This is a genomic window from Anaerococcus sp. Marseille-P3625, from assembly GCF_900232825.1.
In the GTDB taxonomy this organism is placed as follows: Bacteria; Bacillota; Clostridia; order Tissierellales; family Peptoniphilaceae; genus Anaerococcus.
In genome coordinates this window covers 85,119-104,701 of record NZ_OCTP01000008.1, presented here as the reverse complement: position 1 = coordinate 104,701, position 19,583 = coordinate 85,119, and the positions used below count along the sequence as shown (strand labels likewise).

Sequence of the window (19,583 nt, the reverse complement as noted above, 5' to 3'; positions counted from 1 at the left end):
AAATGGGAGCAGGTACAAATGTACAAAATAAACTAATAGCCTTACACGATTTAGACGTCCCTTGGAGACCGTCTGACCTAGAGCAAAGAAGTGGTAGAATTGTTCGTCAAGGTAATGAAAATGATAAAGTCAATATCTTTAGATATGTAACAGAGAATACATTTGATTCTTATTTGTGGCAGACGATAGAGAATAAGCAGAAATTCATATCCCAAATAATGACAAGCAAGACGCCTGTGCGTGTTGCAGAAGATGTTGATGAAGCAAGTCTATCCTATTCAGAAATTAAGGCTTTAGCTACTGGAAATCCTTTAATTAAAGAAAAAATGGATTTAGATAACGAAGTTACAAAGCTAAAAATGCTTGAAGCAAACTACAAGTCTAATAAATATAAGCTTGAAGATAAGGTAAATAAAATTTATCCTCAAAGTATTTTAAAAACTGAAATGGAAATACAAGCAGTTAAAGAAGATATTGCAAATGTTGAGAAATTAGGAGAAGGAGATAGCAAATTCACTTCAATCAGTCTTGGTGAAAATAAAATTTTAGATAAGAAAGAAGCTGGAGAGAAATTATTAGAAGAAATAAAAAAAGTAAAGATAAATGATAGCAAGGTTATTGGTAAATATAGAAATCTAGATTTACAAGTTTCGTATAACTTTATGACTAATACTCACACTTTTAAACTCCTAGGAAAAGCAGAATACTTCGGAGAGTTTTCAAACTCTACTGATGGTAATATAACAAGACTTGATAATGCAATTGAAAAAATGCCTTCAAGACTTGAAAGGTTAAATCAAAACCTTGAAAACTATAAAGAATCTTTAGAAAATGCCAAAGTAGAATTAACTAAACCATTTGAAAAAGCAGATGAGTTAAGGGACAAGACACTAAGACTAGCTGAAATTAATAAACTTTTAGATATGGGAGAAGTAGAAGAATTAGAAAATCAATCACCACTATTAGAAGATTTAAAAAGGGCGATAGTTGATTATTCTAACTACGAGTTTTCAGAATCTAATAACTATGAAGACTTTGACAAACTATACCCTGATTTAAGTCATATAGGACTTGCCTATACAGAAACACCTGATGGTAAGCATTCTATTCAATATGAAGTAAATTTGGAAGAAAAAACATGGACTCAGTATGTAGATAATGTAGCTATTAGAACAGAATCTTTTGTAGAGGAAGATATATCTAATTCACAAGCTCTTAAAGATATGACTGAAGCCATAAAGATGTCAAGTTTTGATGATCTGGTATCAGTAGATGAAGAAGATTTAAAACAAGCTTTAGGATTAGAAATAGATGATGATGGAAACTTCTATGATCCGCTAGCAAAAGATCTTGACAATGATGGAATACCAGATAGGTATGACAATGATTTTAAAGATAGTGATTACTTTGAATCAACCTATGATGTAGAGGATAATCTACACGCAAGGGAAGAGAAACCATCAATATTGGGGCAAATATCAAAATTTAAATCAGAAGAAGAAAAAGATAAAAATCAAGAAAAAAGTGAAAAAGGACAAGAACGATAGAGGAGGGCGAAAAGCTCTCCTTATTTAGTACAAGGAGGAAAATATGGAATACAAAGATATTAGAGAAAACTTAGAAGAAATGATGAATGATAACTACAAGGATTTTATAAAAGCACTTGTAAGCATAGAAAAAGGCGTTACTGATGAAAAGGCACTTGAAGAAGTCTATGTTTTATATATGAACAATGACACAACAGGTCTACTAAGCGATGACTTTGACTATATGATTGATGATATGAAAGAACAAGGTAAGATTGTTGAAAATACCAATGAACTTGAAGAAAAAGACGACCTCATAAATCTCGTGGGTAATATAGCTGGCAAAGTAGAAAATCTTGAAAGAGAAAATGCTAATGGAGAAAAGTTTAAAGTAAGTAATTTTTCTCTTGTTTCAAAAGATGACGATGGGAATAAAATTTATACCAATTGTTCAGCCTATGGAGATAAGACAAAAGATATAGAGAATCTAAAACAAGGAGATTTTGTTAAAATCTTCGGACAAGTAAAAACAAGCATTGACAACAACGGAAAAGAACATAAAAATGTTCGTATTTTGTCTTCTAAGCTATTAAAAGCAAAAGAACAAGTAAAGAGTCAAGATAAAGATAAAAAGTCCATATTAGGGCAAATAAAAAGCTTCAAGACAGATGACAAAGTTAAGTCAAATAAGAAAGACCATAGCAAAGATACAGAGAGATAAATATCGGCAGTCTTCGGACTGCCTTTATTTTTTTGCCATATTTAAACAGATTGTATAGTGACGTTAGGTATGATACACAAAAGTTAGCTGTAATTATATCTTAATACGTCTATAATAGTATTAAAAGCTGAAGTTAAAATAGGAACACAAAAATATTACGATATATTGAAATTTGTAATTAATACCAGAATATTATGTATAATTTTAATAGATCCTTTTCGGAGTTAAGAAAATCAGATTGTATATAGATAAAGATTATAGGGTTTAAAATATAAAAGGAGGGCAGGATGAAAAAACAAGATTTGATTTTAATTACACATATTTTATTGCAAGTTATTTTGTTTATGCCTATAGCGCCATTTATAAGATATCAACAGAGGCTAGATATAGGAATTTTAATAGTTTTTTTACTAAGTATTATAAATTTCATATCCTATATTATATGCATATTAAATTCTGAAAAAAAATATATTTTAATCCATAGCCTAGTAGTTGAATTATTTATTATTTTTAATTTTCTAGAAGACTTAATATTAAGAGACTTAATAATAGGTAAACACATCGAACTATTAATATATAGCTTGATACTATTTGCAAGTTTCAATCTTTTAAGCTCATCAAATAGAATTAAGTTCATGCCATTAATTACAACTGTAGGGATTATTATATCAATAATAATGATGAAATTTAATACTTATTTAGCATCTTCAATATTTAATTATGTTGTGATTATTTTATTATTGACTCCAATAATATTATATTCAAATGATAAGAATATTCGAAAATATGAAAGCAAGACAATTATAATATTGCAAACTTTATTTATAATAACTTTCTTCATATATAAGAAGTATGAAGGTTTAGGTCTAGTTTCAATAAGTGAGTATCAACTGTTTACATGTATCTTCATTGAATCTATATTGCTGTATAGGATTAGTAAGACAAAAATCAAAAGCGGTTTATTATTTTTCTCCCGTTCTTTGAAAAAAATATTTCCTGAATTTTTAATTTTGTTTCTAATGCTCTATTTAACTTCATTATCTTTTTCGGGAGTTATATTATTTTCTTTAAGCTTTTTTATGTTTTTGGTAGAATTTAGCTTGTTCGAAAAACATAAAAAATCCAATTATATAACTTTTGAGGAGATGTTGAATAACTATTATGTTGAAAAACATAGAAATTTAGAAATTGAAAAATTGAATGCTCTAAGGATACAGACCTTTTTACATGATGACATTCTACAGATTATAATAGCTATAAGAAGGTGGATAGGAGATAATCTTTCAGGATCTGGCAAAAAATACATTATAGAAAATCTGGATAAGTTAAACGACTTGATTCGCCATGAAATAAATTCATTTAATCCAACGCTCAATGATTATAGTTCTCTTTATGACGCATATAGTAGACTTATAGTTGATATAGAAAATATGTATTTAGATAATGAAATGCTTATAGAATTTGAATGTGATAGAAATATAGATTTACCCAGTCCTTATGCTGAATTGATTTACAAATGTATCAATGAATTATTAATAAATGCATTAAAACATTCAAAAGGATATAGCACGGATATAGTTCTTATAAATTTAGAAGATAAAATTGATCTTACAATAAAAAATTATGGGGATTATTTAGAAGATGAAGAAAAAATAGTAGAGGGAAATATAGGATTAAATATTTTAAGATTAAACTTAAGAGAATACGGCGGAAAATTTGATTTTAATTTTTCCAATAATCAAAATGAACTAGATGAATCATTTGTAAAATTTAAAATAGAAATTCCAGTAGAAAGGAGTGTAGTAAATGAAAATCTTATTAATAGAAGATCATAAAATGGTTGCAACTTCTTTGAAAATGAGCCTAGAGATGGACGAATCTATTTCTGTAGATATAGTAAATAATGTTAGAGACCTATGTATAAATGAATATGTTCTTAAATATGATTTGTTACTAATAGATATTAATTTAACAGGAATAGAAGGAACGATAAATGGTTTAGATGTGGCTGAAGAATTTATTAATAAATATGTAGATCTTAAAATAGTAATATTAACAGCATATAAATTAGACTTTTATATTAAAAGAGCAAAAAGAATTGGATGTAAAGGATTTATTTCCAAGGAAGAAGAGACATCTAACCTAATAGAAGATATAAAATCTATCGCCTTGAAAGACAAAGCGATTTTTCCAGAAGATAATCATATGTTAGAACCATTAACAAAAAGTGAAATTCATATAGTTAAACTATATTCAAACGGACTATCAAGGAAAGAGTTAGCCAAAGAGCTAAATACAAATGTAAGAAGCCTGGCAGTATCCTTATCACGAATATATCAAAAGTTAGGCGTTAGAAATTATCAAGAAATGATAGATAAGGTCAGAGAACTAGGCTATGTAGATTCATTTTAATAATCAGCATTAGGACTTTAATTCCGAGTGCTTTTTTTATTCACAAAAGTTAGCTGAAATGAAAATTAAGATATTATAAACTTAATATGTAAGAAATTGGATTTATAATTTATATTTATAAGGAGATAGAATGAAAAAAACAAAAAAAGGAATCAATATTTTATTAATTACGTGCGTAATTGTTTTTGTAATAATAATATTTAGTAATCTTAGGAAAAATAAAGACTGGTATAGAGATTTTCACCAAGGAGAAGATATAAAAAAATATTGTATGTATATAACAAACGATGAAAACAAAGACTTTAATAAGTATATTGAAACAATAGCTAATGATGAAAAAATTTATATAAGAGAACTAAATATTGATAAAGTTAATCCTAAAAATGTTGATGTAAAAATCGATAAAAATAAAGTTCCATATTTGATAGTTATAGATAATGGAAATATAAGAAAGGAAATTTCTTTTAGTGATAAAAAGAAATCAAAAGATAATTTAACTGAATATCTAGATGTTCAGTTAAATGAATAAGGTTGGTGATTATTTGATTAAAGTTATGCTAACTAATGCTTGTAATTTGGATTGTAAAAATAAACGTTGTAATTGTGAATTTTTTAAAGAATTAATTATTTTTTCATTGTTTAATTATGATAAACAACAAAGTTGTAAGGAAAATTTAAAAGAATTTATATCTGGGAAGTCTAAGAATTACATACTTGATTTGAAAGAAAGGAGATCTTGGAATGAGTTGTTTAGAAATAAGTGATTTAACAAAATCATATGACAAAAAAACAATTTTAAATAATATTAATTTAACAATTGATTCGGGGAAAATTGTAGGATTATTAGGTGAAAATGGTGCAGGAAAGTCAACTTTAATGAAATGTATAGTTGGTTTGGTAAAAATAGATTCAGGAGAAATTAATTTTAAATTTAAAGGGAAAAACAAGTTAGGATTTTTAATAGAATATCCTGCATTTTATCCAAATTTATCTGCTTTTGATAATCTTAAAATTTTTGCATCGTTATTAGATATTAAAAACGAAAGAATAAGTGAAGTGATAAAAGAAGTTGGGCTTTATAAGTATACTGATGTGATTTTTGATAATTATTCTTTAGGAATGAAACAAAGATTAGGTTTAGCCAGAGCTATATTAGCTAATCCAGATTTATTAATATTAGATGAACCATTTAATGGGCTAGATCCTTCTGGAATAATAGAAATTAGAAATTTATTGAAAAAATTGACTTATTCTGGAAAATCAATTTTAGTATCAAGTCATAATTTGCCAGAAATCGAGAAGATAGCAGATGAAATTGATTTACTATACGACAAGAGAATTGTAGAAAGTTTTAATATGTCTGATATACAACAGATGAATAAACTTATAGTAAAATCTAATAATCCAAAAGAAATAAAACAAATGCTCGAAAAATATAAATTAAATTATTTTTATAAAATTTATGAACAAACGTTAGTCATTCAAGGTGAAGTTATAAATTCCGAAAGAATCTTAGATTTAATATATAAGAATAAATTCAGAATTTCAGAGATATATTTTCAACGAACTTCTCTAGAAGAGCATTTTGAAGAAATGGTAGGTGCCAAAATTGGAAAGATTAAATAGAGAATTTTTAAAAATTAAAGGGACAAAGATTTATTTGGGTTCTATATATGCGTCAATTATATTGACAGGTTTTATAGTTTTTAAAGATGTTTTTATGGCTGAGTCAGTTAGAAGAATAGGAGTTGAAAAATGGGTATGGTCAAATATATTGATTGGTAATTTTATACTATTACATATGATAAGCATAATTTTTATAACTTTAATAATTCAAAGAGAGTATTCAAATAATATTACACAAAACTTACTTGCATATTTAAAAAATAGATTTGACTTTATTATAGGTAAAATTGCTATTTGGTTTAGTTTACATTTAATAATAACAATATGTAGTTATTTAATGGCATTAATTGGTGGGTTAGTTATTTTTAAAAATCTTGAATATTCTAGTTATATTGAATATTTATCTATTATATATTTAAAAACATTGATATTAGGATTTCTTATCTTAATTCCTAATATAGTAGTATGTATAGCTCAAAAGAAGAATTATATAGTGTCCTTTATTTCAGGAGCGATTACTATTCTATTGTCTGTTGGATTCTTACAAGCTAATAATATTATACCATATATATTGCCTTGGAGTTCAGCATATATTTTAATATTCAATGCTAATAATCCGTATAAAATATGGGAGATGGCTTCTATTATAATAATTGTTTTCATATCTTTATTCCTGGCTATTCATATATTAAAAAAACAGGAATTTTAAATTTATAAATACGGTATATTTAGTATGAAAAAAATAAAAATAGGGATAATAGATGGTTATTACAGAAACGACGAAGAAAAAAATATAATAACAGTTAATAATAGTAAAATTCAAAATATTAATAATTTTCACACAAAAATAATACTTGATTTAATAAAAAACAAATTAGGCGATTCTTGTGAAAGAAATATAGAATTTGTCATTTTACCGATTCTCAATTTAAATAATTTTGGAGAATTAAGGGATTTATATTGGGCTTTGGAAAAGTGTTTATTAATGGATGTAGATATAATTAATGTTAGTCTAGGAACAAATCGAGTTATAAAGAATAAAATAATAGATAAATTAATAGGAGAATTAAAAAAGAAAGGATGTTAAAGGACAAGATAGAGAAATATACATTTGTGATGGGAGTAATAGTATTTATTGTTTCATACAATCTTCCTATAAATATGCTAAATAGATTTACGGAATTAAAACCATTAGGATTGAGTACATTTTTTATATGCCCTATATTGGGAATAATTGGATTGATTTTTTCGTTTAAAAGAAAGTCTATATTGTTTTCTATATTAAACTTAATATTAATATTATCTTTTTCAATTACTATGTTTTTGGGAAATTTATTTTTTGAATAATTGGTATGAAAAATAAAAAATATAATCAAAGGGATATATCTGGTAGTTGTTATTTTATTAATGCTTAAATTGTTTAAATTAAAAACAGTATAAAAATCTAATTATCCGCATAAACACTGGACTTATCACACTTTATCAAGGTCAAAACCACTCAATTTACTACTAATTTACTACTTATGAATGAGCTTTGATACGACGATTTATCCTTGAAAAGTGAAGATACAAAGATACTTCCAATAAAATTGAATATTTAATAGGTAGACACTTCAAAAAATGAGGTGTCTATTTTTTTACCCAATATTTGAAAGGAAGTGAACTTATGAAAACAGAAAATCAAGAATCAAAAGGTCGCTCCCCTCCCTTTAAGACCATCAAACAAACAAGATTTATCAAACAATAAAAAGAAAGGATAGGTAAAAATATGGAACTTAAATTTGTGATTCCCAACATGGAAAAAACATTTGGCAATTTAGAATTTGCTGGCGAGGATAAAGTAGAACAGCGAAGAATCAACGGACAATTAACTGTCTTATCTCGAAGCTACAACCTCTATTCTGACGTTCAAAGAGCAGATGATATTGTGGTGGTGCTTCCTGCTGAAGCTGGAGAAAAACATTTCGGCTTTGAGGAACGTGTAATGTTAGTCAATCCACGTATTACCGCAGAGGGCTATAAAATTGGTACTCGTGGATTCACAAATTACCTTTTACATGCGGACGACATGATAAAAGAATAAAGAAAGAGAGGAAAAATGATGAGATTACCTAATGGCATTGTATTAGATAAAGACGCTACATTTGGAGAATTAAAGTTTTCAGCACTCCGTCGTGAAGTACGAATCCAAAATGACGACGGTACGGTTTCAGATGAAATCAAAGAACGTACCTATGATTTAAAATCCAAAGGGCAAGGACGTATGATTCAAGTGAGTATTCCTGCCAGTGTTCCTTTGAAAGAGTTTGACTATAACGCAAAAGTGGAAATCATCAATCCAGTTGCAGATACCGTCGCTACCGCTACCTTCCGAGGGGCAGATGTTGACTGGTATATCAAGGCAGACGATATTGTATTGACGAAAGATTCCAGTACCTTTAAAAATCAGCCACAACCTAAAAAAGAGCCAGCCACGGATAAATAGTCATGCTACTTCCACTAGAGAGAAAGGAGGAAATCCCGCATGAAACAGTTTGGCATTCGTGGTAAAAGGATTCGCCCAAGTGACAAGGATTTAGTCTTTCATTTTACAGTAGCGTCCTTACTGCCAATTTTCCTGCTGGTTATCGGACTGTTTCATGTGAAGACAATCCAGCAGATCAACTGGCAGGATTTTAACCTATCACAAGTAGACAAGATTCACATTCCCTATTTAGTTATTAGTGTTAGTGTCGCAATTCTTGTCTGCTTGCTGGTGGCATTTCTATTCAAAAGATATAGATATGATACAGTAAAACAACTGTACCACCGTCAAAAGCTGGCTAAGATGGTACTTGAAAACAAGTGGTATGAATCGGAACAGGTCAAAACAGATGGCTTCTTCAAAGATTCGTCCAGTCGTACTAAGGAAAAGATAACCTACTTTCCCAAAATATTTTATCGACTTAAAAATGGCTTGATACAGATACGGGTGGAAATCACGCTGGGAAAATATCAAGACCAACTCTTACACTTGGAAAAGAAATTAGAGAGTGGCTTGTACTGTGAGCTGACGGATAAAGAGTTAAAGGATTCCTATGTGGAATATACTTTGCTCTATGACACCATAGCCAGTCGTATTTCTATTGATGAAGTAGAAGCTAAAGATGGTAAACTTCGCTTAATGAAAAACGTATGGTGGGAATATGATAAGCTCCCTCATATGTTGATTGCTGGTGGTACAGGTGGCGGTAAAACTTACTTTATACTGACACTGATTGAAGCCTTGCTTCATACAGATTCAAAACTGTATATTCTTGACCCGAAAAATGCTGACCTTGCGGACTTAGGTTCTGTGATGGCAAATGTCTACTATAGAAAAGAAGACTTGCTTTCTTGCATTGAAACATTCTATGAAGAAATGATGAAACGTAGTGAGGAAATGAAGCAGATGAAGAACTATAAGACTGGCAAAAATTATGCTTACTTAGGTCTCCCGGCACACTTCTTAATCTTTGATGAATACGTCGCTTTCATGGAAATGCTGGGAACAAAAGAAAACACCGCAGTTATGAATAAGCTGAAACAGATTGTCATGTTAGGTCGTCAAGCTGGCTTCTTTCTAATACTGGCTTGTCAACGTCCAGACGCAAAATATTTAGGCGACGGAATCCGTGATCAGTTTAATTTCAGAGTGGCTTTAGGTCGTATGTCTGAAATGGGCTATGGCATGATGTTTGGCAGTGACGTACAAAAGGATTTCTTCTTAAAGCGAATCAAAGGTCGTGGCTATGTTGATGTAGGAACAAGTGTCATATCAGAGTTTTATACTCCCCTTGTACCAAAAGGATATGATTTCTTGGAGGAAATTAAAAAGTTATCCAACAGCAGACAGTCCACGCAGGCGACGTGCGAAGCGGAAGTCGCAGGTGTGGACTGATCTTGCTGGCTGGTGTGGCAATAGCCACGCCAGCACTTAACCCCCCCGTATCTAACAGGGGGGTACAAATCGACAGGAAACAGTCAAAAAAACATTAGAAAATCCTTTGGTTACAAGGGATTTACAAAATTTCAGCGTATGTCAAATGGGCTTTAAAAGTTGACATACGCCTTTTTGATTGGAGGGATTTTTACTGAATGAACAAACTTGGTTACAGCATTTAAAAGAAAAACGCTTGGCTTATGGACTATCTCAAAACCGTTTAGCTGTTGCGACTGGTATTACAAGGCAGTATCTAAGCGATATTGAAACAGGAAAAGTCAAGCCATCAGAGGATTTACAGCAGTCCCTTTGGGAAGCTCTGGAACGCTTCAATCCCGACGCTCCCCTTGAAATGCTGTTTGATTATGTAAGGATTCGCTTTCCGACAACAGACGTACAGCAGGTGGTCGAAAACATCTTACAACTGAAACTGTCCTATTTTCTTCATGAGGACTATGGTTTCTATTCTTATTCAGAGCATTATGCTTTAGGCGACATATTCGTCCTTTGCTCCCATGAACTGGACAAAGGAGTTCTGGTGGAATTGAAAGGTCGTGGGTGCAGACAATTTGAAAGCTATCTTCTGGCACAACAAAGAAGCTGGTATGAGTTCTTTATGGACGTTTTGGTGGCTGGCGGTGTGATGAAACGCCTTGACCTTGCCATTAACGATAAGACAGGGATTTTGAATATCCCTGTACTCACTGAAAAGTGCCAACAGGAAGAATGTATCTCCGTCTTCCGCAGTTTTAAAAGCTATCGCAGTGGCGAACTGGTACGCAAAGAGGAAAAGGAATGTATGGGAAACACCCTCTATATCGGTTCATTACAAAGTGAAGTTTATTTCTGTATCTATGAAAAGGACTACGAGCAGTACAAGAAAAATGATATTCCCATTGAAGACGCAGAAGTAAAAAACCGTTTTGAGATTCGATTGAAAAATGAGCGTGCCTATTATGCAGTCCGTGATTTACTCGTCTATGACAATCCAGAGCATACCGCCTTTAAAATTATCAATCGGTATATCCGTTTTGTAGATAAAGACGATTCCAAACCTCGTTCTGATTGGAAACTGAATGAAGAATGGGCTTGGTTTATTGGGAACAATCGTGAACGATTAAAACTAACCACAAAACCAGAGCCTTACTCCTTCCAAAGGACGCTGAACTGGCTATCTCATCAAGTTGCCCCGACCTTAAAGGTTGCGATTAAACTTGATGAAATCAACCAGACGCAGGTTGTAAAAGACATTCTCGACCATGCGAAACTGACAGACCGACACAAGCAGATTTTGAAGCAACAGTCAGTAAAAGAACAGGACGTGATAACAACAAAAAAATAACTCAAATACAAATTCATTGAATATAGAGAGGAGAACATTTTTATGAATTTTGGACAAAACCTTTATAACTGGTTTCTATCAAACGCTCAATCACTGGTGCTTTTAGCAATCGTTGTGATTGGCTTGTATCTTGGCTTCAAGCGTGAGTTTAGCAAACTGATTGGCTTTTTAATTATTGCGATTATTGCGGTTGGCTTAGTCTTCAACGCTGCTGGAGTAAAAGACATTTTACTAGAGCTATTCAATCGCATTATTGGTGCTTAAATAAAACCGTTCTTTTGTGGAATATAAGTGGTTTTCTTATGTTCCGCAAAGGAATGGTACACCAAACGAAGTGCGGTAGGGATTTTTGAATCTCTACAAAGAAAGGACGTGAATATATGGACGATATGCAAGTCTATATTGCGAATTTAGGCAAATACAATGAGGGCGAATTGGTCGGTGCGTGGTTTACCTTTCCCATTGACTTTGAGGAAGTCAAAGAGAAAATCGGCTTGAATGATGAATATGAGGAATACGCCATTCATGACTACGAGTTACCCTTTACGGTTGACGAATACACTTCCATTGGCGAACTCAATCGACTATGGGAAATGGTATCGGAATTACCCGAAGAATTACAATCGGAGCTATCTGCTCTGCTCACTCATTTTTCAAGCATTGAAGAACTAAGCGAACATCAAGAGGATATTATCATTCATTCCGATTGTGATGATATGTATGACGTGGCACGCTACTACATTGAAGAAACGGGTGCTTTAGGCGAAGTACCAGCTAGTCTTCAAAACTATATTGATTATCAAGCCTATGGTCGGGATTTAGACCTTTCAGGAACGTTTATCTCAACCAATCATGGGATTTTTGAAATCGTCTATTAAATCTGTCGGTACATTACTACTGGCAGATTTTCTATTTTACGGGGTGGCTCAATCAGCTACCCCTATTTTTTATGAAAGGATTGATTACATGAAGAAAATACGAAGCTATACCAGTATCTGGTCTGTGGAAAAGGTACTGTATTCTATCAATGATTTTAGACTTCCGTTTCCCATAACCTTTACGCAAATGACATGGTTTGTCGTGTCACTCTTTGCAGTGATGATACTTGGCAACTTGCCCCCTCTTTCCATGATAGAGGGAGCATTTCTCAAATACTTTGGGATTCCTGTGGCTTTCACATGGTTTATGTCTACAAAAACTTTTGATGGTAAAAAGCCTTATGGATTTTTGAAGTCTGTCATTGCTTATGCACTGCGACCAAAGCTGACCTATGCAGGAAAAAAAGTAACGCTTGGCAGAAACCAGCCACAAGAAGCCATTACAGCAGTTAGGAGTGAATTTTATGGCATATCCAATTAAATACATTGAAAACAATCTCGTCTGGAATAAAGACGGGGAATGTTATGCTTACTATGAGCTTGTTCCTTACAATTACTCATTTCTAAGTCCAGAACAGAAAATACAAGTGCATGATTCTTTCAGACAGCTTATCGCACAAAATCGTGATGGCAAAATTCATGCTTTACAAATCAGTACAGAATCCAGCATACGTTCTGCACAAGAGCGTTCCAAAAATGAAGTCGCTGGCAAGCTCAAAGCGGTTGCCTATGACAAAATCGACCAACAGACAGACGCTTTAATATCCATGATTGGCGAAAATCAAGTGAACTACCGTTTCTTTATCGGCTTTAAGTTGCTTCTCAACGATCAGGAGTTTTCTATGAAAAGTCTTACCGTTGAAGCAAAAAATGCTTTGTCTGATTTTGTCTATGATGTGAACCATAAGCTGATGGGCGATTTTGTTAGTATGAGTAATGATGAAATCCTGCGTTTTCAGAAGATGGAAAAGCTCTTAGAAAATAAAATCTCTCGTCGTTTCAAAATCCGCAGGTTAGATAAGGACGACTTCGGCTATCTGATTGAACACCTTTACGGACAGACAGGCACTGCCTATGAAGAGTATGAGTACCATCTATCAAAGAAAAAGCTGGATAATGAAACGCTGATTAAATACTATGACTTGATTAAGCCTACTCGCTGTTTGGTGGAAGAAAAACAGCGATATTTGAAAATCCAGCAGGAAGATGAAACCGTCTATGTAGCTTACTTTACCATTAACAGCATTGTCGGAGAACTGGACTTCCCGTCCTCTGAAATCTTCTACTACCAGCAACAGCAATTTACATTCCCGATTGATACGTCAATGAATGTGGAAATTGTAGCGAATCGTAAAGCCCTATCTACTGTCCGCAATAAAAAGAAAGAACTGAAAGACTTGGATAACCACGCTTGGCAAAGTGATAATGAAACCAGCTCCAATGTGGCGGAAGCTCTGGAAAGTGTGAATGAGCTGGAAACCAATTTAGACCAAAGCAAGGAATCTATGTACAAGCTGTCTTATGTGGTAAGGGTATCAGCAAATGATCTTGACGAACTCAAACGTCGTTGTAATGAAGTGAAAGATTTTTATGACGATTTAAGCGTAAAACTGGTACGACCATTTGGGGATATGCTCGGCTTACATGAAGAATTTTTACCTGCCAGCAAGCGTTATATGAATGATTATATTCAATACGTGACCTCTGATTTCCTCGCTGGTTTAGGTTTTGGTGCTACTCAAATGCTGGGGGAAAATGAGGGGATTTATGTTGGCTACAGCTTAGATACTGGACGCAATGTCTATCTGAAACCTGCTCTTGCCAGTCAAGGGGTTAAGGGTTCAGTAACCAATGCGTTAGCGTCGGCTTTTGTTGGTTCGCTGGGTGGTGGTAAATCCTTTGCGAATAACCTTATCGTCTATTATGCGGTGCTTTATGGGGCACAAGCAGTGATTGTAGACCCAAAAGCAGAACGTGGCAGATGGAAAGAAACCTTGCCAGAGATTTCCCATGAAATCAATATCGTCACTCTGACTTCTGATGAGAAAAACAAAGGCTTACTTGACCCTTATGTGATTATGAAAAATCCCAAAGATTCTGAATCACTGGCTATTGATATTCTGACATTCCTTACGGGGATTTCCTCTCGTGATGGGGAACGCTTCCCAATCCTTAGAAAAGCCATTCGTGCAGTAACCAATAGTGAAGTACGAGGGTTGATGAAAGTGATTGAGGAATTACGGGTTGAGAATACGCCACTAAGTACCAGTATAGCCGACCATATCGAAAGTTTTACAGACTATGACTTTGCACATTTATTATTCAGTAATGGTTATGTGGAGCAGTCTATCAGCTTAGAAAAACAACTGAACATTATACAGGTTGCGGACTTGGTACTTCCCGACAAGGAAACTTCCTTTGAGGAATATACCACTATGGAGCTTTTATCCGTTGCTATGCTGATTGTCATTAGTACCTTTGCTTTAGACTTTATCCATACAGACCGAAGCATTTTCAAGATTGTAGATTTAGACGAAGCATGGAGCTTTTTACAGGTAGCACAAGGAAAAACACTATCTATGAAGCTGGTTCGGGCTGGTCGTGCTATGAACGCTGGGGTATATTTCGTGACCCAAAATACAGACGACCTCTTAGATGAAAAACTGAAAAATAACCTCGGCTTAAAATTTGCATTTCGTTCCACTGACCTTAACGAGATTAAAAAGACCTTAGCCTTTTTTGGTGTAGACCCAGAGGACGAAAACAATCAGAAGCGATTGCGTGATTTGGAAAACGGGCAATGCCTTATCAGTGATTTATATGGTCGTGTCGGTGTGATACAGTTCCACCCTGTATTTGAAGAACTGCTCCATGCCTTTGATACCAGACCACCTGTGCGAAAAGAGGTGTAAATGTGAAACCATCAATAGTAAACAGAATAAAATCAAACTGGACGCTGAAACGTCTAGGTAAAGTGGCAATGACAGTGGCTTTCACACTTGTGATTGCCATTTTTCTTTTAGCCATGCTGGGAACGGTGGTTCAAGCTGCGGGCTTGGTAGATGATACGGTCAATGTGGCAAATGAATACAGCCGATACCCACTTGAAAACTATCAACTGGATTTTTATGTGGATAATAGCTGGGGCTGGCTTCCGTGGAACTGGTCGGGCGGGATTGGAAAACAGGTCATGTATGGACTATATGCCATTACCAATTTTATTTGGACAATCAGTTTGTATGTTTCCAATGCGACAGGTTACTTAGTACAGGAAGCCTATTCCTTAGACTTCATTTCCGCTACAGCAGATTCCATTGGTAAGAATATGCAGACCTTAGCTGGTGTGAGTGCAAACGGATTTTCAACAGAGGGTTTCTATGTTGGATTCCTCTTACTCTTGATTTTGGTTCTTGGGGTTTATGTTGCCTATACGGGACTGATAAAGAGAGAAACCACAAAGGCAATTCATGCCATTATGAATTTTGTGCTGGTGTTTATCCTATCGGCTTCCTTTATTGCCTACGCTCCCGACTACATTAAAAAAATCAATGACTTTTCATCAGACATCAGTAATGCCAGTTTATCACTTGGCACGAAGATTGTCATGCCCCATTCCGATAGTCAAGGCAAGGACAGCGTGGACTTAATCAGAGATAGCCTGTTTTCCATACAGGTTCAGCAACCGTGGCTACTGCTTCAATACAACAGTTCAGACATTGAAAGTATCGGTATTGACCGTGTGGAAAGCCTGCTCTCCACCAGCCCAGATTCCAACAATGGCGAAGACAGAGAAAAAATTGTTGCGGAAGAAATTGAAGACAGAAGCAATACCAATCTAACCATTACAAAGACCATTAACCGTTTAGGTACAGTCTTCTTCCTATTTGTCTTCAATATTGGGATTTCCATATTTGTATTCCTATTAACAGGAATCATGATTTTCTCGCAGGTACTTTTTATCATCTATGCTATGTTTCTGCCTGTGAGCTTTATTTTAAGCATGATTCCATCATTTGATGGTATGTCAAAACGAGCCATAACAAAGCTCTTTAATACCATTTTGACACGAGCTGGAATCACATTGATTATTACGACAGCATTTAGTATTTCAACCATGCTCTATACCTTATCGGCTGGTTATCCGTTCTTTTTGATTGCTTTTCTACAGATTGTGACCTTTGCAGGAATCTACTTCAAGCTGGGCGATTTAATGAGTATGTTTTCTCTACAGAGTAACGATTCTCAAAGTGTGGGAAGTCGTGTGATGAGAAAACCTCGTATGCTTATGCACGCTCACATGCACCGTCTACAGCGGAAACTTGGACGTTCCATGACTACTCTAGGGGCTGGGTCTGCCATTGTTACAGGTAAAAAAGGACAGTCGGGTTCGGGGAGTTCTGCAAGGACACAAGCAGATCACTCCCGACCAGACGGAAAGGAAAAATCAACACTTGGAAAACGTATCGGTCAAACCATCGGTACAGTAGCTGATACCAAAGACAGAATGGTAGACACTGCTAGTGGTTTGAAAGAACAGGTTAAAGATTTGCCGACCAATGCAAGATATGCAGTATATCAAGGAAAATCCAAAGTAAAAGAGAATGTCCGTGATTTAACCAGTAGTATTTCTCAAACCAAAGCGGACAGAGCCAGTGGACGCAAGGAACAGCAGGAACAAAGGCGAAAAACCATTGCGAAGCGTCGCTCTGAAATGGAACAGGTCAAACAGAAAAAACAGCCTGCTTCTTCTGTTCATGAAAGACCGACTACAAGACAAGAACAATATCATGATGAACAGACCTCAAAACAGTCTAATATTCAGACTTCATATAAGGAATCTCAACAAGCCAAACAAGAGCGTCCAGCAGTTAAGTCCGATTTTTCAAGTCCAAAAGTGGAACGCCAAGGCAATACCGTTCAAGAAAAAACCGTTCAAAAGCCAGCAACTTCAACCACTACAGCAGATAGAACTTCACAACGTCCAATCACAAAAGAACGTCCGTCTACTGTTCAAAGAGTACCACTACAAAATACAAGAAGTAGACCACCAATCAAAACCGCCACCATTAAGAAAGTCGGTAAGAAACCATGAAGTTGAAAACTTTAGTGATTGGTGGTTCTGGATTATTCTTGATGGTCTTCTCACTGCTTCTGTTTGTTGCCATTTTATTTTCAGATGAACAGGACAGCGGAATTTCCAATATTCATTATGGAGGTGTGAATGTTTCCGCAGAAGTGCTGGCTCATAAGCCTATGGTAGAAAAATATGCCAAAGAATATGGCGTTGAAGAATATGTCAACATACTTCTTGCGATTATACAGGTGGAATCGGGCGGTACTGCGGAAGATGTTATGCAGTCCTCGGAATCCCTCGGTCTTCCACCTAATTCATTGAGTACAGAAGAATCCATTAAGCAAGGTGTGAAGTATTTCAGTGAATTATTAGCCAGTAGCGAAAGGCTCAGTGTAGATTTAGAATCGGTTATCCAGTCCTACAATTATGGTGGTGGTTTCTTAGGGTATGTGGCTAATCGTGGAAATAAATATACCTTTGAACTGGCTCAAAGTTTCTCAAAAGAGTATTCAGGTGGCGAAAAAGTGTCTTACCCCAATCCCATAGCCATACCTATCAATGGGGGCTGGCGATACAACTATGGCAATATGTTTTATGTGCAACTGGTAACGCAGTATCTTGTCACAACAGAGTTTGATGATGATACGGTACAAGCCATCATGGACGAAGCACTGAAATATGAGGGCTGGCGATACGTTTACGGTGGAGCTTCCCCGACTACTTCTTTTGATTGTAGCGGACTGACACAATGGACGTATGGAAAAGCTGGAATTAACTTACCACGAACCGCACAACAGCAATATGATGTGACCCAGCATATCCCACTATCGGAAGCACAAGCTGGCGATTTGGTTTTCTTTCATTCTACCTATAACGCTGGCTCTTATATTACTCATGTTGGGATATACCTTGGCAATAACCGTATGTTTCATGCAGGCGACCCAATCGGTTATGCCGACTTAACAAGCCCCTACTGGCAACAGCATTTAGTGGGAGCAGGACGAATCAAACAATGAGAAAGGAAGATTTAATGATGAAATTTAGAAAAAATCAGAATAAAGAAAAACAGATACCAAAGGAAAAGAAACCTCGTGTCTACTATAAGGTCAATCCTCATAAAAAGGTTGTGATTGCCTTGTGGGTACTTTTAGGGCTTAGTTTCAGCTTTGCGATATTCAAGCACTTTACAGCTATAGATACTCATACTATTCACGAAACAACTATCATAGAAAAGGAATACGTTGATACTCATCATGTAGAAAATTTTGTAGAGAACTTTGCGAAAGTCTACTATTCATGGGAGCAATCCGATAAGTCCATTGATAATCGAATGGAAAGTCTAAAAGGCTATCTGACAGATGAACTTCAAGCTCTCAATGTTGATACAGTACGCAAAGATATTCCTGTATCGTCTTCTGTAAGAGGATTTCAGATATGGACGGTAGAGCCAACTGGCGACAATGAGTTTAATGTAACCTACAGTGTAGACCAGCTCATTACAGAGGGAGAAAATACAAAGACCGTCCACTCTGCTTATATAGTGAGTGTCTATGTAGATGGTTCTGGAAATATGGTACTGGTTAAGAATCCGACCATTACCAACATACCTAAGAAATCAAGTTATAAACCAAAAGCCATTGAAAGTGAGGGGACGGTTGATTCCATTACAACCAATGAAATCAATGAGTTTTTAACGACGTTCTTCAAGCTCTATCCTACAGCGACAGCCAGTGAACTTTCCTACTATGTGAATGACGGGATATTAAAACCAATCGGAAAAGAGTACATCTTTCAAGAACTGGTAAATCCTATTCACAATCGTAAGGATAATCAAGTCACGGTATCGCTGACAGTGGAGTATATCGACCAGCAGACCAAAGCAACGCAGGTATCTCAATTTGATTTGGTACTTGAAAAGAACGGGAGTAATTGGAAGATTATAGAATAACAAATATTGGTACATTATTACAGCTATTTTGTAATCACGTACTCTCTTTGATAAAAAATTGGAGATTCCTTTACAAATATGCTCTTACGTGCTAT

Annotated in this window: 18 protein-coding genes and 2 pseudogenes; all 20 read left to right on the top strand. The window is 34.6% G+C overall.

Translation table 11 applies throughout. The features are described from left to right. Positions 1–1,547, top strand: a pseudogene (locus CS884_RS00675) (DNA helicase); the annotation flags it as partial. 43 nt (positions 1,548–1,590) lie between these two features. Continuing rightward, positions 1,591–2,247 (top strand): hypothetical protein, encoded by a 657-nt coding sequence (locus CS884_RS00670; RefSeq protein WP_000455785.1) that lies wholly within the window; start codon positions 1,591–1,593, stop codon positions 2,245–2,247. A 287-nt stretch (positions 2,248–2,534) separates the two neighbouring features. Then, entirely contained in the window at positions 2,535–4,082 is a 1,548-nt protein-coding gene (locus CS884_RS00665; RefSeq protein ID WP_000743725.1) for a hypothetical protein, read from the top strand. Further along, the gene (locus CS884_RS00660; RefSeq protein ID WP_000698202.1) at positions 4,054–4,659 is read left to right on the top strand and encodes a response regulator transcription factor; all 606 of its coding nucleotides are present in this window, start codon (positions 4,054–4,056) and stop codon (positions 4,657–4,659) included. The genes CS884_RS00665 and CS884_RS00660 overlap by 29 nt, the downstream gene beginning before the upstream one ends. A gap of 130 nt (positions 4,660–4,789) precedes the next feature. After that, the gene (locus CS884_RS00655) at positions 4,790–5,188 is read left to right on the top strand and encodes a hypothetical protein (RefSeq protein ID WP_000751463.1); all 399 of its coding nucleotides are present in this window, start codon (positions 4,790–4,792) and stop codon (positions 5,186–5,188) included. Positions 5,189–5,400: 212 nt separating this feature from the next. Then, positions 5,401–6,285 carry an ATP-binding cassette domain-containing protein gene (locus CS884_RS00645; protein ID WP_004026777.1) on the top strand — a complete coding sequence of 295 codons (885 nt, stop codon included), beginning with the start codon at positions 5,401–5,403 and terminating at the stop codon, positions 6,283–6,285. Beyond that, positions 6,260–6,994 carry an ABC transporter permease gene (locus CS884_RS00640; protein WP_001125177.1) on the top strand — a complete coding sequence of 245 codons (735 nt, stop codon included), beginning with the start codon at positions 6,260–6,262 and terminating at the stop codon, positions 6,992–6,994. The genes CS884_RS00645 and CS884_RS00640 overlap by 26 nt, the downstream gene beginning before the upstream one ends. Positions 6,995–7,018: 24 nt before the next feature. Further along, entirely contained in the window at positions 7,019–7,372 is a 354-nt protein-coding gene (locus CS884_RS00635; RefSeq protein ID WP_000721289.1) for a hypothetical protein, read from the top strand. 681 nt (positions 7,373–8,053) lie between these two features. Then, positions 8,054–8,368, top strand: coding sequence for a YdcP family protein (locus CS884_RS00625; protein WP_000420681.1), 315 nt, complete (start codon positions 8,054–8,056; stop codon positions 8,366–8,368). 15 nt (positions 8,369–8,383) lie between these two features. Further along, positions 8,384–8,770, top strand: a complete 387-nt coding sequence (locus CS884_RS00620; RefSeq protein ID WP_000985040.1) for a YdcP family protein — start codon at positions 8,384–8,386, stop codon at positions 8,768–8,770. Positions 8,771–8,809: 39 nt separating this feature from the next. Continuing rightward, a complete protein-coding gene (locus CS884_RS00615; RefSeq protein ID WP_000808556.1) occupies positions 8,810–10,204 on the top strand; it encodes an FtsK/SpoIIIE domain-containing protein in 1,395 nt (464 codons plus the stop codon). Between the two features lie 2 nt (positions 10,205–10,206). Continuing rightward, a pseudogene (locus tag CS884_RS00610) lies at positions 10,207–10,360 on the top strand (conjugal transfer protein). Positions 10,361–10,382: 22 nt separating this feature from the next. Next, positions 10,383–11,588 carry a MobT family relaxase gene (gene mobT, locus CS884_RS00605; protein ID WP_000398284.1) on the top strand — a complete coding sequence of 402 codons (1,206 nt, stop codon included), beginning with the start codon at positions 10,383–10,385 and terminating at the stop codon, positions 11,586–11,588. 42 nt (positions 11,589–11,630) lie between these two features. Beyond that, entirely contained in the window at positions 11,631–11,852 is a 222-nt protein-coding gene (locus tag CS884_RS00600; RefSeq protein WP_001009056.1) for a hypothetical protein, read from the top strand. Between the two features lie 116 nt (positions 11,853–11,968). Then, positions 11,969–12,466: an antirestriction protein ArdA gene (locus CS884_RS00595; protein WP_000342539.1), complete on the top strand. Its 498-nt coding sequence runs from the start codon at positions 11,969–11,971 to the stop codon at positions 12,464–12,466. An 88-nt stretch (positions 12,467–12,554) separates the two neighbouring features. After that, positions 12,555–12,947: a conjugal transfer protein gene (locus tag CS884_RS00590; RefSeq protein WP_000723888.1), complete on the top strand. Its 393-nt coding sequence runs from the start codon at positions 12,555–12,557 to the stop codon at positions 12,945–12,947. Continuing rightward, positions 12,931–15,378 carry an ATP-binding protein gene (locus tag CS884_RS00585; RefSeq protein ID WP_099320168.1) on the top strand — a complete coding sequence of 816 codons (2,448 nt, stop codon included), beginning with the start codon at positions 12,931–12,933 and terminating at the stop codon, positions 15,376–15,378. The genes CS884_RS00590 and CS884_RS00585 overlap by 17 nt, the downstream gene beginning before the upstream one ends. Positions 15,379–15,380: 2 nt before the next feature. Beyond that, positions 15,381–17,558 carry a CD3337/EF1877 family mobilome membrane protein gene (locus CS884_RS00580; RefSeq protein WP_099320167.1) on the top strand — a complete coding sequence of 726 codons (2,178 nt, stop codon included), beginning with the start codon at positions 15,381–15,383 and terminating at the stop codon, positions 17,556–17,558. After that, on the top strand, positions 17,555–18,556 hold the full coding sequence (locus CS884_RS00575; protein ID WP_000769868.1) for a lysozyme family protein: 1,002 nt from the start codon (positions 17,555–17,557) through the stop codon (positions 18,554–18,556). The genes CS884_RS00580 and CS884_RS00575 overlap by 4 nt, the downstream gene beginning before the upstream one ends. Further along, positions 18,553–19,488: a conjugal transfer protein gene (locus CS884_RS00570; protein WP_001224320.1), complete on the top strand. Its 936-nt coding sequence runs from the start codon at positions 18,553–18,555 to the stop codon at positions 19,486–19,488. Before CS884_RS00575 ends, CS884_RS00570 begins: the two co-directional genes overlap by 4 nt. Positions 19,489–19,583 lie beyond the last annotated feature (95 nt).